This window comes from Ktedonosporobacter rubrisoli (assembly GCF_004208415.1).
GTDB lineage: Bacteria > Chloroflexota > Ktedonobacteria > Ktedonobacterales > Ktedonobacteraceae > Ktedonosporobacter > Ktedonosporobacter rubrisoli.
Genome location: NZ_CP035758.1, coordinates 10,397,519 through 10,411,953, shown reverse-complemented (window position 1 = coordinate 10,411,953; position 14,435 = coordinate 10,397,519). Strand labels below are relative to the sequence as shown.

Annotated in this window: 12 protein-coding genes and 1 riboswitch; of the genes, 5 read left to right on the top strand and 7 right to left on the bottom strand. The window is 50.8% G+C overall.

From position 1 onward, the window contains the following. Window positions 1-172: 172 nt before the first annotated feature. Window positions 173-230: riboswitch (Fluoride riboswitch) on the bottom strand. A gap of 486 nt (window positions 231-716) precedes the next feature. The 5 genes from EPA93_RS44495 to EPA93_RS44475 all read right to left on the bottom strand — a co-directional run bounded on the left by EPA93_RS44495 (window position 717) and on the right by EPA93_RS44475 (window position 5,638). Further along, window positions 717-1,136 (bottom strand): Hsp20/alpha crystallin family protein, encoded by a 420-nt coding sequence (locus EPA93_RS44495; RefSeq protein ID WP_129893724.1) that lies wholly within the window; start codon window positions 1,134-1,136, stop codon window positions 717-719. Window positions 1,137-1,192: 56 nt separating this feature from the next. Continuing rightward, a complete protein-coding gene (locus EPA93_RS44490; protein WP_129893723.1) occupies window positions 1,193-1,618 on the bottom strand; it encodes a hypothetical protein in 426 nt (141 codons plus the stop codon). Window positions 1,619-1,964: 346 nt separating this feature from the next. Beyond that, a complete protein-coding gene (locus EPA93_RS44485) occupies window positions 1,965-3,176 on the bottom strand; it encodes a hybrid sensor histidine kinase/response regulator (RefSeq protein WP_129893722.1) in 1,212 nt (403 codons plus the stop codon). Window positions 3,177-3,197: 21 nt separating this feature from the next. Beyond that, window positions 3,198-4,331, bottom strand: coding sequence for a sensor histidine kinase (locus EPA93_RS44480; protein ID WP_129893721.1), 1,134 nt, complete (start codon window positions 4,329-4,331; stop codon window positions 3,198-3,200). After that, complete coding sequence (locus tag EPA93_RS44475; RefSeq protein ID WP_129893720.1) at window positions 4,331-5,638, bottom strand: PAS domain-containing protein; 1,308 nt, start codon at window positions 5,636-5,638, stop codon at window positions 4,331-4,333. Before EPA93_RS44475 ends, EPA93_RS44480 begins: the two co-directional genes overlap by 1 nt. A gap of 488 nt (window positions 5,639-6,126) precedes the next feature. Between EPA93_RS44475 and EPA93_RS44470 the strand changes: the two genes are divergently transcribed. Together EPA93_RS44470 and EPA93_RS44465 are read left to right on the top strand one after the other, a co-directional pair. After that, window positions 6,127-6,417 carry a hypothetical protein gene (locus tag EPA93_RS44470; RefSeq protein WP_129893719.1) on the top strand — a complete coding sequence of 97 codons (291 nt, stop codon included), beginning with the start codon at window positions 6,127-6,129 and terminating at the stop codon, window positions 6,415-6,417. 21 nt (window positions 6,418-6,438) lie between these two features. Further along, window positions 6,439-7,296 (top strand): heme NO-binding domain-containing protein, encoded by an 858-nt coding sequence (locus EPA93_RS44465; protein ID WP_129893718.1) that lies wholly within the window; start codon window positions 6,439-6,441, stop codon window positions 7,294-7,296. A 55-nt stretch (window positions 7,297-7,351) separates the two neighbouring features. Here EPA93_RS44465 and EPA93_RS44460 read toward each other — a convergent pair whose 3' ends face one another. Further along, window positions 7,352-8,089: a 4'-phosphopantetheinyl transferase family protein gene (locus EPA93_RS44460; protein WP_129893717.1), complete on the bottom strand. Its 738-nt coding sequence runs from the start codon at window positions 8,087-8,089 to the stop codon at window positions 7,352-7,354. Between the two features lie 122 nt (window positions 8,090-8,211). After that, window positions 8,212-9,165, bottom strand: a complete 954-nt coding sequence (locus EPA93_RS44455) for an LLM class F420-dependent oxidoreductase (protein ID WP_129893716.1) — start codon at window positions 9,163-9,165, stop codon at window positions 8,212-8,214. A 309-nt stretch (window positions 9,166-9,474) separates the two neighbouring features. On the opposite strand from EPA93_RS44455, the gene EPA93_RS44450 reads away from it, so the two are divergent. From EPA93_RS44450 to EPA93_RS44440, 3 genes are all read left to right on the top strand, one after another. Further along, window positions 9,475-12,405: a sigma-54-dependent transcriptional regulator gene (locus EPA93_RS44450; protein WP_129893715.1), complete on the top strand. Its 2,931-nt coding sequence runs from the start codon at window positions 9,475-9,477 to the stop codon at window positions 12,403-12,405. 270 nt (window positions 12,406-12,675) lie between these two features. Then, window positions 12,676-12,984 (top strand): PTS sugar transporter subunit IIB, encoded by a 309-nt coding sequence (locus EPA93_RS44445; RefSeq protein ID WP_165423806.1) that lies wholly within the window; start codon window positions 12,676-12,678, stop codon window positions 12,982-12,984. Window positions 12,985-13,011: 27 nt separating this feature from the next. Beyond that, window positions 13,012-14,355, top strand: a complete 1,344-nt coding sequence (locus EPA93_RS44440) for a PTS sugar transporter subunit IIC (RefSeq protein WP_129893713.1) — start codon at window positions 13,012-13,014, stop codon at window positions 14,353-14,355. The last annotated feature ends 80 nt before the right edge of the window (window positions 14,356-14,435 follow it).

The window sequence follows — 14,435 nt, the reverse complement described above, 5'->3', positions numbered from 1 at the left end:
TCCTCCTTACTATACAAGGCTCGCAACACATCAGAATATGCTCCTTAACTCAAACGACAAAATCTCCTCTTGCGCCGCATCCGGCCACAGCTATAGAGAGCACAGGAACCTTTCTCATCCTTTATCGCCCTGACAACAAAAAAGCCTCCACTATTGACCGAAAAGCGGTGTCCCAATAGTAGAAGCCATTAGCCTTGCGGCGTTATGCGAGCCTCATCGCATTATTTGTGTGACGATTCCCTTACCAGTAAAGGCAGGGCTTCTCAGGGTAAGTCCCTGAAGGCTCCGTCAGAGCCCAGATACTTTTGCTATGTATTGTTTTCTATTATACCATAATCTCTACATCTTTCCCAAGGCTATCTCAGCATCCCCAGGGTTATTTAATTTTCCTGTTTTTGCCCCACCCATCCGCCCGAAAAGAAATGGAAACGGGGACGCCCCGTACCCCAGCAGAGAGCTGGCCGCCCTCTGCACTCCTGCTGCCTGTCAAAATTAAACAGCCGTGCAGCATCCCAGTAAGGTTTCCCAGTTCTCGTTTTTGGGCCGCCTGACAGCAGCAAGGAGGTGGGAAAAATCGGGGCACAGCTGGGGATGTTACACATCCCGGCGCGCCCCAGGTTAAGGGCTTCATTCGCTAGGTCGCGACGCCCCCTTAACAATCCCATTTTAGAGAACTGCAAAGCCCTGGCATCCCGGAAGCAGGATCGTAGGCCATATTAGCCAGGTCTACCCATTGTCTCATGTGCAGACTCATGGCCGACATTGCCCACACGTTCTCCGTGATCATCGCCTGTCTTACTGAGCATGAGCGTTCCACCAACGGTGCGCTCGCTCATGGGCATAGCCACAACCAGCACACCATTGCCATAGGTCGCATTAGCATGGAGCGCATCCACAGCGTTAGGCAGTTCCAATTCTCGATAGTAGCCGCCCACGCTCCATTCATCGAGCACTAGCTCCTTTACCTCTTTGAGCACCCCGCGCACTTCTCCCTCCACAACCATGTGCCCATCCTCAGTTATCTTGATCAGAATATCTTCTGGCTGTAAACCGGGCATAGGAGTCGCGACCATCAAACGATCACTGCTTCGATATATTTTTACAGGAATCTGCTGAACTTTTGCTCTCTCTTGCATATGGCCATATCCTTTCAACAATTCAGCGAACGGTAGTTCGTGAACAAGCGCCCTATCTAACCAGCAGGATTTCTCCGATCCGAGGTATCCGTGGTATAACCCATCTGCTGATCTTCACCCCAAGCCGTTCCTGTTTCACGGCCAGGATTATCAATGCGCTCTCCAGGGCGATTTCGCGCATGCCTTACCCCGCTATGAGCCGGATCATATCCACGCTGTGCAGGAATAGCGCCAGGCTCAGGAGCAGACATATTGTGCGATTGTCCATAGCTATCACCTTCGGTCTCCCGATAACCATCGCGTAACTGCTGATTAAGATCGGCGTCTTGCTCGCTTTGTTGCACCCCACTAACGATATTGCTCAATACTTTTGCGCGCGTTGTACCGGCGGCCTGAGCTGCTGCATCAATATCCTGCAAAGTAATATTGCGGCGGTCTTTATGATCATCGTCAGGGCGTCCACATCCACAGCTAAGGCACATATATTCACCCTCCATTCTACGGTGCAAGTTATCTGCCACTTTATAGATCATCAACATAGTTCATGAAGCTAAAATTCGGGCATATCCATCTCACGTATTGGCTCAGGCAGAAGTTTCAAGGATCTTAGCGCTAAGCAGGAGATTGTACAGCCAAAGTGAGGACGCAGTAATGGTAAGGAAGAAGTGATAGAAAACACGAGGCATAATAATTTGCGCACAATTGATAACGTCAAAGCTGCCATGAGATTGGCAAACCGCTGCAGGAGGCCCAGGCGCTTGAGCATTCAGGGCACTCCCCTCGGCGCATATGTGGCTTCTTACCTCTTAAGCCTGCACAGCTTCGTCATTAGCATGTTCTGCTTGATGGCGCAAGCTTTACAGCATCTTTTACAGAACCAACGTTAAGAGGTAAACGCACAGAGAAAGTACTTCCCTGTCCTGGAGCGCTCACCACCTCTATATATCCGCCGTGCCGTTCAATAATTTGCTGTGAGATATAGAGACCCAGGCCCAAGCCAATACTTGATCCGGTCTGCACTTCAATACTGGGAACACGGTAGAAACGCTCAAAGATATGCGGAATTACCTCGGCAGGAATGCCGACCCCAGTATCGCGCACCGCAATAACGCATTCTTGTTTCTCGCACTTCAAAGAGAGGTAAATCGGAGCATTAGCCGGTGAATATTTGCGCGCGTTGGATAACAAATTGATAATCACCTGACCCATCCGCTCCACATCGACGTCCATCTCAAGCGGCTCAGCAGGAACTTCCAGCTTGACCACTGGGGGCGGATTTGTGCCAGCAAGGTATTCGTCTATCAGGCGCCGACAGAGCTCAGGCATATTCGTTACCTGCCGGTGCAACGTCAACATACCGGTCTCAATAAATGAGATACTCAACAAATCGTTAACCAGCACTTCCATCCGGCGGATCGAGTTCTCCATACTTGCCAGGTTTGTTACTTCCGGAGAGCCTGAGCGCTCAAGGCGCCGGTGGAGTAGTTGCGTCATCCCTTTTAAGCATGATAATGGCGTTTTCAGCTCATGTGAAGCCATGCTCAAGAACTCATCTTTTGCCTCGTTAGCGGCAACCAGTTCGCGGGTACGCTCCTGCACAGTCAATTCAAGCGATCTGGCGTGTAATTCCAGGGCGCGTTGCTGCTCCATCACGCGTCGACGTAACTGCCGCGTCTGGATAGCGCGTGAAAGAGCTGCCACAAAATAATCCCGCTCGATAGGTTTCTGAATAAAATCGTAAGCGCCACCGCGCAAGGCCTGGATGGCCAGGTTATGATCACCATGACCGGTTATAAGCAGTGTAGGAGTATCTGGCCGCAATTCCTGGATTTTCGATAAGAGCGCCAGCCCATCCATACCAGGCATCTTAATATCGCTTACAATCGCGTCATAATCATTTTCCCGCAGCCGCTTCACAGCATCCAGAGCAGAATCACACGTATCAACTTTTACCCCGGGTAAACGCAGATACAGCGCCTGTGGAAGCGCTTGTAAGAGAGCTGTATCGTCATCAACAATGAGAATAAATGCGTTATCCATTTGCAATCACCATGCTTGTTCTTAGCCTTGAAGCGGAAGCTGTATCAAGAAAGTAGCCCCTTCACCAGGATGATTTTCGACCTGAATAGTTCCCTGGTGATCTTTGATAATACCATACGTAATAGATAAACCCAGACCAGTTCCGGTCCCTACATCTTTCGTCGTAAAGAACGGATCAAAAATGCGTTGTTCAAGCCCTACAGGTATTCCAGGTCCAGTGTCACTAATACTGATATTCACTACCTCTTCCTGAACTGTACAAGTAATCGTAAGTGCCTTCTGGGCAGCATTGGCCATTGCATCCCGGGCATTTGTCAACAAGTTAATAAAAACCTGTTCTAACTGGATAGCGTTAGCTGTTACAACTACATCTTCTTCTGGAAAGCATAATGTTACCTCTATTTGTCGCAGGCGCAGTTGCTCGCGCATGAGCGCGATCGCGTTCTCGATAACTTGCGGAATAGATACCTGCTCACGGCTTACCGAAGCAACGCGGCCAAAGGTCCTTAGATGCGAAATGATTTCAGTAGCCTTGCGGACCTGCTGCATCGAGCTATAGAGCTCTTGTAAGACGCGCGCTTGATCTGTATCCGCCATCCCGAGCTCGATAAGATCTATTGCATTACCGACGAACAGCCCGATATTATTTAGCGGGTTATTCAATTCATGGGCTATCCCTGTGGTTAACTCACCAAGCGTTGCCAGCTTCCCTGCCTGGACAAGCTGCTCCTGCTTTTCCAGCAGCTCCTGCTCACTGCGTTGTACTCTCTCGGTAGTTTCCTTCAAATCACTCATGATATGGATCATGGCCTTACGGCTATTGCCCAGGCGCTGATTGGACTGGTGCGAATCCTGCAATATATGCAAAAGGGCCCGCCGCGAGTTATCCAGCCGTTCCGCCTGTTTGGTTAAATGCCGGCGATCGCGCTCGGAGTCAGCCAGAATATGAATCATAGCTTTGCGCTGATCCGCCAGCTTGCGATTCATCATATTAATATCGCTCAGAATATGCATAAATGCCCGCCGCCGCTCCTCACTCTTGACCACCCGCATCTCCAGAGCTTCTTTTTCCTCCAGCAAACTCCGGTAAGCTTGACGAAGCTGTTCTAGCTCCATCTCCTTATCTTGAGTCAACTCTGGGATAGGCTGCTGCATTATATCCACCTATTCTGGCCCTGCTTCATTTTCTCCAGCTCGCGCTTCAGGTTTTCTATTTCCTTCTCCAGGGCAATCATCTTCAGCTCACGGCCTACCACAACTTCCTCAAATTTCTCTAGATCCAGGATTTTCTCTTGTAGCTCCGCCTTCGATTCCTGCAAATCGCGCAACACCTTTTCATAGGCTCGCATATCGCGCAGAATGCCGATCGCTCCTATCACTTTACCATCTGGGTCACGTAGAGCCGAGGCATTGAGCGTTGTCGGGATCACTTCGCCCGACGCGGTACGCGGATTCAGTTGGGCGTTACGCGTCACGCCTCGCTCAATTACTTCACGCAAGGCGGCAAGGAACTCTCGCGTCTCCTCGGGACTGATAAAGCGTGAGAGCGACTGCTCCAACACCTCATCTGGCCGAAATCCTAAGAGCTCATACACCGCATCATTGGCCTGCTGGATCTTGCCTTCCAGATCCGAGACAAACAACGGGTCCGGCGCATTCTTAATCAAGCTATCCGAATATGCAAGAGCTTTATCTAGCTCGCGCATATCGCGCAGAATGCCGATCGCCCCTATCACTTTGCCATCCGAATCGCGCAGAGCTGATGCATTAAGTGTCGTTGGGATCACCTCCCCTGATGCGGTACGCGGATTCAAGCGTGCATTGCGCGTTACACCCTTTTCTATAACCTCACTCAAGGCGGCAAGGAACTCTCGCGTCTCCTCGGGACTGATAAAGCGTGAGAGCGACTGCTCCAACACCTCATCTGGCCGAAATCCTAAGAGCTCATACACCGCATCATTGGCCTGCTGGATCTTGCCTTCCAGATCCGAGACAAACAACGGGTCCGGCGCATTCTTAATCAGGTTGTCAGCATAGGCACGCACTTTATCTAGCTCGCGCATATCGCGCAGAATGCCGATCGCCCCTATCACTTTGCCATCCGAATCGCGCAGAGCTGATGCATTGAGCGTCGTTGGAATTACCTCTCCCGAAGCACTGCGTGGGTTCAAGCGTGCATTGCGGGTAGCTCCTCGCTCAATCACCTCGCGCAGGGCAGCGGTAAATTCTCGGGTCTCCTCGGGACTGATAAAGCGTGAGAGCGACTGCTCCAGCACCTCATCGGTACGAAACCCCAAGAGCTCATACACCGCATCGTTCGCCGAAAGAATCTTGCCTTCCAGATCAGCAACAAATACCGGGTCCGGCGCATTCTTAATAATGCTATCAGCATCGAGTGAGCCATGACGGCTCGCACCAACCCCAGCAGAGACTGTTGAGGCGTGTACTACTTTATCTAGCATAAAAACCTCGCTTCATGATCTGGCCTATGTGCGTTATATATCGCATCAGGTTCGCACACCAATTACTACATATGGGCATATTTCAGCTATCTTACGCTATTTCTGTCTCAGAAAGCTTTTATTTCGAAGTATAACAGAATCTTTTCCCAAAGTGCAAGGAAATAGAACTAATGTTAATTGTAGAGTTTAGGCAGCTCATCTATATATACTCCTTCCCATTGCTCAATTTCTAAACATAGGCTATATCTATGGGCAGACGACTCAGCATAGAGCAAATAGTCAGATCAGTATAGATTATGCTCTCCATAAATTGCTCGGGTGCGTTTGGATACAAAATTATAATATATGTGTAGCAATCAGTGATACAAAAAAAGTCGAATTCCAGAGATCTCATGCACTAGCGTATCCCTTAGTCTCAAGAAAAATCAGTGAATTCATATATGTCTAAGCATTATTATCAGCACAGTCAAAGAAGCTGGAAGCTAGCCATGAACGATGCTACGCTTTCCTATCAGTGCCTTTCGCTTCACGGCTTTCCCATCCTGGTTTCGCCACCGTCTGACGGCGGCGAAGAGGGGGAAAACATCGGGGTCATGCCACAAGCAAGCGGCGTTAGTCCCCAGATCCCCGGTCAAGGGCGGGTCCTTCACCATCCAATTCTCAAGAATTGGAAAGCCTTGTTCCTGATTCCGCGTGGTTCTTGCGCCGTCAAGGCAAGAGCACTCTTGCTCTACGCCCATATTTTACTGCAATTTACTCTCACACCGCTAGCAGTGTGAGACCATTTGGAGGATGAATTTATGCAAGGATTGATAATGGTAACCTGGGAAAAATTCCTGATGGCCCGCTTTGGGCATTCCTTTCTTAGTACCTATCGTGAAGCCCTCGGAGAAATAAACGTAACATCGCTGCTTACCAGCCACGTCTACGATGATGAGCTCCTCCGCTTAGGAGTAAGCGTGGCCAACCAGCTGACCGGTCTACCGACATCTACTCTCTTGCGCGAATATGGTCGCTACTTTATTACCAATGGTCTGACAAGTCATCTCTGCGCCTATTTGCTTGGTCGCGTACATAATGCTCGCGAGCTCTTATTAATTATGCGTGAGGCGCATAGCCAGATGCGTCGTACGCCTGACAAGCTCACTCCTCCCATTTTTAGCTATGAAACAATCTCGCATAACCCAAACGAATTTATGCTCATTTATGAGAGCCCACGTAAGATGTGTGCCGTGCTCCATGGCGCTATCGAGGGCGCGGCTGAGCGCTTTGGCGAGAAGGTCAGGGTGACCGAGCTCACTTGTATGAAGCTTGGCGCTGACGCGTGCCGCTTCGAAGTGCTCCTTACCGCCAATCCCCAATCCTCAAGAGGGCCGATTGAGTCTCCCGAACAACAACAGCGTCGACGCCAACAGCAGCAGTTGGCCGATACCATCCTTTCTCTCTTGCCTGACAAGAATGGCATTACGCTGCAAGAACTCCAACAACTCTTGCAAATGAGCTCCACGGCCTTTGGCCACACCCGCTTGAGCGTACTGTTAGAGGCTCTACAACACCTACAGTTTGCCGGGCTGGTAGCCAGCACAGCCAATCAGCAAGCCGAGGACCTGACTCATCGACACTACTGGCGCGTTCCCACTTCAGATAAGTGGTCCTGACTGCATGAGGCGACTAGCGTCAAGCGCGAGGGAGGCGTGGAGAATGGCAGCAGATCTATCCCTGCCAGAGCCAGCAGCGCAAGTGCCATCCGGCTCCCTCTACGGCAAGAGCGCTCGCGTAGGTGCTAGCGGGATCAAGTTCCCGTAAAGTGCAAGGAGACGAAGCCTGAGCCTCTTGACGACATGCCAATACTACTGCTGGCTCTCCCGGTCTCAACGATACATCAAATTGATCGAGTGGAATCGAAAGCCCTTTTCCTCTGGCTTTAATATACGCTTCTTTACGTGTCCAACAATCAAAAAAAGCTTTCTGGCGCAATTCGGCAGAGAGCGAGTGAAATACTGTATTTTCATAGGCGGAAAAAGCATGGCTGGCCAGTTGCTCATAGTCCATATCCGAACGCATATACTCCACATCAATACCTAGCTGGCCAACATAGCTAAAAGCGTAGAGTGCAAGCTGATGCGAATGCGCCAGGTTGAAATGCAGGTTGGCTCTATGGACAGATGGATCTAAAGCTGGTTTCCCATAAGGGTTATACACAAAGCTAATCCGCTCAGGAGCTAGGTTTAGATAGCGGCCCAGCAGAGTTCGCAAAATACCACGGGCCACAATAAAATGCTGGCGATCCCTGGCAAAATAGAAACGCTCTGCCCGCGCCTTCTCATCAGGTGAGAGCAGGGGTAAAAATTTTTGGATAACCGGTTCTTCTGCACACAACGAGGCCTGCCATACATGCACTTCATCTTGTGGCAGGTCTAAAACTTGCGGCGATATGTTCCAATCTGGCATTTGATATCCTGGCTCAGCATAACGTAGCAATAATCTGACGTTCCGCGCAGTTCTACAGCACGCCATACCATTGCTACATACCCAACGAGTAGCAAGCTCGCACAGAAGCGGGCGGAGCATAATTATCCTGACATGCATTCGCTGGCAAAAAGCTGCACAGCATCCAACTTAATAGCATCAGGAAACCAGAGGATAACCTCCTGTATACCTGCCTCCTCATATTCCTCTAAGCGAGCGCGGATCATCTCAGGAGTCCCTAGCAGCGACTGCCTGTTCACAACCTCCAGCTGGGCACGTGTGCGTCCCGGCACCTTTTCCAGAGCCTCTTCCTCAGTCTCGCCAATCGTACAATTGATGAGCAAAGTGCGACGAATATCATTATAGTCGCGTCCTATAGCCTCGCAATGCCGTTTTAGTACTTCCAGTTTCTGTTCGAGCACAGCAATATCCGCATTGGAGATATTACACATGTCTGCATATTGGGCCACAAGTTTCAAAGTCACCTGCTCGCCCGAACCACCAATAAGCAAAGGTATATGCGGTTTTTGCTCTCCCCGAGGCTGATTTATCGCACCCTGGATCTGATAATACTGGCCGGCAAAATCGGCCTCATCCAGTGTCCACATGGCATGAATAAGTTTGACGGCTTCTCGCAAACGGCGCAAGCGCTCAGCCGTGCTCGGATACTCATAGCCATAGGCATCATATTCGGGCTCATACCAACCGGCGCCGATCCCCAAGGTAAGCCGCCCATGACTTAAGACATCAACAGTACTGGCCATCTTGGCCAACAGCGCCGGATTGCGATAGCTGTTACACGAGACCAGCTGCCCAAGGCGTATCCGCGTAGTGTCGCGCGCCAATGCCGCAGTGGTGGTCCAGCACTCAAAAGTTATTTCCTGCGCGGGAACTGGCACTGTATGGAAATGATCAAAGAGCCATAGGGAGTGAAATCCCAGCCTTTCCGCTTCCTGTGCCACGCGCGTCATCGCTTCATAGGCCTCAACAGGATCATCAATTCCCACAAGATCCATGCGCCAGCCTTGCGGTACCATAAGACCGTACTCCATTAGCATCTACCTCATCTGCCAATGATATGCTAAAATATATCTTCCTAACGAATTATATACAACATTACTATTGTCTTTCAGGGCCATCGTAGGCAAGGGAGAAAGTTCTATTTTTCTCTTTATGCAAGTAGAGGCCGAAGTTGTGTTTTGACTTTGAGAAGCTAGCTGTTACGATTTATTACCTGGAGTTTGATTGATTTTTCTCTCGTCCTTTCAGTATACTAAATACGACAACAGATAGCCCCCCACACCACCTGCTATGAGAGGTATCGATTAGTGCAACGCAAAGATCGAGTACTTGAGGCATTGCGATCCTTGTGTACACATCGACCAGCACAGAGTAGTGCGTTGCGTCGCCATACAGGCTTCAGCGCAGAAGAAGTTGCAGAACAAGCTGCTATAGATCGGACAAATGCCAGCCGGGATCTTAATCTATTGGCCCAGGAAGGGATCATTGAACGCATCCCCGGCCGTCCCGTGCTCTTTCACATCAAAGCAGCTACGCAAGATGCGAACCAGGAGATTGCGCCTTCTTCCAATGGGAAAAAATCGCACACCCCATCAGCTCTAGTATCCACCGCAGAAGAATCCAAGGCAGCGCAACAGCTATCCATTTCGGCTTCGGTCACCTTCGGTTCCGTGGTGACCAGCTTTGAGACGCTTATCGGCTCTAGTGAAGGGCTCAAAGTTGCTATTCAGCAGGCCAAGGCGGCTATTCTCTACCCACCCCGTGGACTGCATACCCTTACGTGCGGACCAAGTGGAGTAGGCAAAACTACCTTTGCCCGCTTGATGCACGCCTTTGCGCTAGAGCAGAAAACGCTCCCCGCGAATGCTCCTTTTATAAGTTTCAACTGTGCCGATTATGCTGGCAATCCGCAACTTTTAATGGCCCATCTCTTCGGCGTAGTACGGGGGGCCTATACCGGCGCTGAGCGCGATCGCGTGGGCCTGGTAGAGCAGGCTGACCATGGTATTCTCTTTCTTGATGAGGTCCATCGCCTACCGCCAGAAGGCCAGGAAATGCTCTTCTATCTTATGGATAGCGAGCGCTTCCGCCGCATGGGAGAGGTCAAAGAGCGGCATACCTCGTTATTGCTGCTGGCAGCAACGACCGAGGACCCTCATAGCGCCCTCTTGCCGACGTTTCGCCGACGCATCCCGATGACGATTACCTTGCCCGGCCTCACTGAGCGCACAATGGCGGAACGCTACGAGCTTTTGCGGGCCTTCTTTACAAATGAGTGCAGCACTATCGGCACCAATATTCATGTTGCCCCCCAGGTCCTGCGCGCTCTCTTAGTCTATGAATGTCCTGGCAATATCGGCCAACTGCGCACAGACGTCCAGCTCACCTGCGCACGGGCCTATCTGGAGTATCGCACCAACAACCTGCCCGAACTACACATTCACACCAACGTATTACCCGAACATATACGCCGTGGACTCCTGCGGACTGGCGTGCTTCATCGCGCCTTGAGCGCTGTACAGCACCTCATAGAGGCCACGCACATCTTCACGCCAACAGGGTTGAGTCTAGATAATCATTCGGCCTCTACCTCATCGCAAAATCTCTATGAAATCATCAGCACAGAACTGAATGTCTTGCGCGGTAGTGGCATATCCGAATATGAAATCAATCGACTTTTACATCTCGATATCCAGCATTACTTTCAGGGCTTTGCCGATACCGTTACCCAGGAGCAGGCAGAGGGTATTGCGCATCTCGTCGATGAGCACATTCTTACAGTCAGTCGCTCAATTACGCAGTTCGCCGAGAAGCAATTAAGGCACACATTTCCCGAAAAACTAGCCTTTGTCCTGGCGCTCCATCTCTCCAGCGCTCTGGAACATATCGCCAATGGCCATCAACTTGCCGCTCCGGCGATACCATCTATGCACAAAACCAATCCGCTGGAATATGAGATTGCTCACATGGCCCTGTTGCGCATTCGCTCGGAGCTTGGTATCTCGCTGCCCGAGAGCGAGGCCGACGTGCTGGCTATCCTCTTCGCAAATGCCGATGTATTTCTTTATAATGAACAAGCCACGGTTGGTATTGTTGTGGCTGCCCATGGCCATGGCATCGCCTCAGGACTGGCAGAACTGGCCAACACGCTGGTTGGCGTAGAGCTTGTGCATTCTATAGCTCTGACCCTGGAACAAACTCCCGAGGAACTTCTAGAACAAGTAGAACATTGTGTGAGCCAGGCTGACCAGGGCAGCGGGGTCTTGCTTCTTGTAGACTTTTCTTCGCTGCTCTCACTGGGAGAGCTGGTAACACGACGACTGGGTATTCCCATCCGGGCGATCTCGGGTGTATGCGCGCCCCTGGTTGTCGAGGCCCTGCGCCGCGCTCAACATTCCAAGCACATGAACCTGGACCAACTGGCAGCCAGCCTTACTAGCATCTCGCATACAGAGGATTCCAGCAAAGCCTCGGCCTCTCTGTCCCAGCAAAATGGCCAACACGGCCCACTCAACCCCTCAGCGGTCCAGAGCGAGCGGGTTATCCTCTCGGTTTGCCTCACCGGCTTTGGCAGTGCCAGCAAACTTGCTGATCTCTTACAAGAACATTTACCAGAGTTGGGACGGCAAAACATAGAGATCATCTGTATGGATATCAATCTCTCCCGCAAGACAGAGGCCGATATCCAGCAACTTATCGGCCAAAAACGGGTGATAGCCGTGGTTGGCACAATCAACCCTCATCTTGAGAACTATCCTTTTATCTCACTTACCGAATTGCTCTTTGGCGATGGGATTGCGCGCATGCGAACCTTGACCGGCGGCACGCTCATTGATCCCGAGCTCCTACAGCCTCCCGCCGCTGCTCTCCAGACAAGCACAACTCCTCCTCCGACATTTACCCAGCGAGCAGACCTTGTGCAAGAAATTTCCCATACGCTAAGCCAGCGTCTACTCTTCCTCAATCCGATCCGTATTCTGCCTTTGCTGGAGTCCATGATAGAAATGATCGAAGTTGAAGTTGGAGAAAGCTTTCCCATCGATGTGCTGGCCGGCCTCCTCCTCCACCTGGCTTGCGTGCTAGAGCGCGAGCCCCAGCAAAGTTTTCTTGTGAGCCAGAGCGTACGGCAAGCCGTAGAACAGCAATATGCGCGCGAATTGGCTGTCTGCCGCCAGGCCTGGCAAACGCTAGGGATACAGCTTGCCCACACATTGCCCGATGAGGAAGCCTATAACATTGTAGGCATCCTGCGCCAGGTGGATATCTTTAGCCTTTGACAAGGCCTCCATCTGGCGCCCTAACCCTCATCAAGCCTCTCAATTACTTTATGCTTAACTACACACAATACACGAAGTGTGCTTTAATTTCATCGGCAATCATCCTAAAAGTGTGCTATGTGTGTAGCACACATATTGGCATACTTCTTGCAGTATACATTAGTAGCTTCGCAATTCCAATTTTTACCTGTATGTGTGTTGCACACGCAATAGTTTTCAAGCACACATCTGCGCCTACTATCAGGGATGGAATGCGTGTTAAGAGGATCAATGATGCGAGTATTAATTGTTTGTAGCTGGGGAATGTCTACAAGCCTTTTAGTAGAAAGTATGCTCAGTGCTGCTGCAGCACAACACATTGAGTTACATGTGGAAGCACTCAGCGCCGGAGAATATACGGCACAGGTTGACATGTGCGACGTAGTACTGATCGCACCCCAGATTCGTCATTTGCGCAAAAGCATCGAGAAAATTGCTCATTCTGTCAATAAGCCGGTCGCCATGATTGAGCCTTTTCATTACGCTACCATGGATGGCGAGGCAGTCTTAAAGCAGGTGCTTCGTCTGCTACCGGCATGAGATATACGCAGAAAGGACAGAGGCAACGTGAATAGCTTCATTGAACGAAGTAGCCAATGGTTTGAGCGCTACCTCGTTCCGCCACTTGGCATACTGGCAAGCAGCGTGCATCTGCAAGCCATACGGGATGCTTTTATTATTTTCACATTGCCTCTTATCATAGCGGGTAGCCTGTTTTTGATCATTTCCAATCCGCCGCTGCCCGGGTTGGCAACCCTGCTTGCGCCATATCAAACCGCGCTTACAGTTCCGTTCCAACTCTCCTTCGGGCTGATGGCCCTCATCCTGACCTTTGGCGTTGCCTACAGTCTTGCCCAATATTATCGTACCGAGCCAGTCCAGCCCGCCATCCTGGCCCTGGTCCTGTTTCTAGTTGCCGCCATGCCTGTCTGCAACCTGGCTGATCTCAAGCTTGGTGAGATCTTGCCCTACCTGGGAGGGCAGGGCCTACTCGTCGCCATTATCATCGGAATTATTACCACCGAAGTTATGCGCTGGTTTCGTACATCACGTTTTACGATCAAACTACCCCGTACAGTTCCGCCCAACGTCAAGCGCGCATTTGAAGCACTCGTGCCGACAGTCTTGCTCTTGACGGCTATCTGGGCAATTGAATGGTTTATCAGCGCACACACTTATATAGGCACCGATGGCAAACTCCATCAGCTTACCGCACCAGTTTTGCTCATGCGCCTGTTTCAACCTCTGGTGGTTGTGCAGGATAGCTACCCGGCAGCCATCTTTGAGATCATCTTAATGATGTTACTCTGGTCGGTAGGTATTCATGGCATGAATGTTGTCACCGCCATGGCGGCGCCATTCTGGTTTACAACCTTAGCCAACAACGTTCACGGAGGGCACGGCATCGTCACAGAGCCTTTCTTTCATATCTTTGCGCATCTAGGCGGTTCGGGGGCAACGTGGCCCCTGGTCATATATATGTTACGTTCGCGTTCTACGCAGCTGCGTACCGTAGGCAAAGTCGCCCTGGGGCCGGCCATCTTTAATATCAATGAGCCGGTCACGTTCGGCGTTCCAATGATGCTCAACCCAATAATGATGATCCCTTTCATTTTGGTCCCTGTAACCATCGTCACTTTGAACTATATCGTGTTCTCTCTGGGATGGGTACATATACCAGTTGTCTTACAACCATTTACTGTTCCTGTCGGAATCAGCGGATTCGTCGCTAGCGGCGGTGATATCAGAGGCACCTTCCTGCAAGCGTTCGACCTGGCTGTTTCCGCGATCATGTACTACCCATTCTTTAAAGCGTGGGAACGCATTCTCATAGCGCGCGAGGCTGCAACTGAGCAAGAAGCTTCCCAGTCAGCAGCTCGCGCAGAGATGCTACAGCAATCGACCCACTAAGGAAAGGAGGTTAACCCGGCAAATTATCCCTGCCGAAACGCTGAGAACAAACAAAACGGGGTAGTGCAATGATTACCAGT